This window comes from Sodalis-like endosymbiont of Proechinophthirus fluctus, from assembly GCF_001602625.1.
Classification (GTDB): Bacteria; Pseudomonadota; Gammaproteobacteria; order Enterobacterales; family Enterobacteriaceae.
This window is the reverse complement of sequence record NZ_LECR01000088.1, coordinates 5,305-6,281: the sequence shown is the minus strand read 5'-3', so window position 1 is coordinate 6,281 and position 977 is coordinate 5,305. Positions and strand designations below refer to the sequence as shown.

The window sequence follows — 977 nt, the reverse complement described above, 5'->3', positions numbered from 1 at the left end:
CCCTGGCCTTCAGCATTCTGGCCGATGCGGAAATGCCTGAGGTTAGCGCACAGGATAGGCTGCAAATGATCTCGACCCTGGCCGCCGCCAGCGGTGCCGACGGCATGTGCCTCGGGCAGGCTATGGACTTAGCGGCGGAGGGTCAGCAGATGTCCGACGCACGTCTGGAGACGATTCACCGACACAAGACCGGATCCCTTATTCGCGCGGCGGTGCGGATGGGCACGCTGGCTGCCGGCGAACTTGGCGGCGCGGCGCTGGGTTATCTCGATCGATTTGCCGCCGCCATCGGCCTGGCTTTCCAGATACAAGACGATATTCTTGATGTCGTGGGCAATAGCCAAACCACCGGCAAGCGGCAGGGAGCGGATCAGGAATTGAGCAAAAGCACCTATCCGGCCCTACTGGGCCTGGACATGGCTCGGGCCAAGGCTCAGGATCTGTATCAAGAATCACTAGCATCCTTAGAATGTGTCGCTGCACTCGGTTATGATACCAACATGCTGGTGGCGCTGGCGCGCTATATTATTGAGCGTGATAAATAAGTGATGTTGTTTTTTACACATCGGATATGAGTACCCATGAGCCTTGATACAAAGAAATACCCGACGCTGGTCCTGTCTGATAATCCTATGGAGTTGCGCCAGTTACCTAAAGAAAATCTGGTGGCGCTGTGCGACGAGCTGCGGCAATTTTTGCTCGACAGCGTCAGCCGCTCAAGCGGTCATTTCGCCTCTGGGCTGGGGACGGTGGAACTGACAGTGGCACTGCATTACGTTTATAACACGCCGTTCGATTGGGTGATTTGGGATATCGGCCATCAGGCCTATCCGCACAAAATCCTGACCGGACGTCGGGATCGCATCGCCACCATCCGCCAGCGTAACGGCCTGCATCCGTTTCCGTGGCGTGGCGAAAGCGAATATGACCAGTTATCGGTAGGTCACTCCTCTACCTCCATTAGTGCTGGGCTCGGT

General features: G+C 56.6%; 2 protein-coding genes. Both read left to right on the top strand.

The features are described from left to right. A partial coding sequence (locus tag BG74_RS18240) for a polyprenyl synthetase family protein (protein WP_244267469.1) occupies positions 1 to 545 on the top strand: 545 nt, incomplete at its 5' end. 36 nt (positions 546 to 581) lie between these two features. Next, a partial coding sequence (locus tag BG74_RS18235; protein WP_305809594.1) for a 1-deoxy-D-xylulose-5-phosphate synthase N-terminal domain-containing protein occupies positions 582 to 977 on the top strand: 396 nt, incomplete at its 3' end.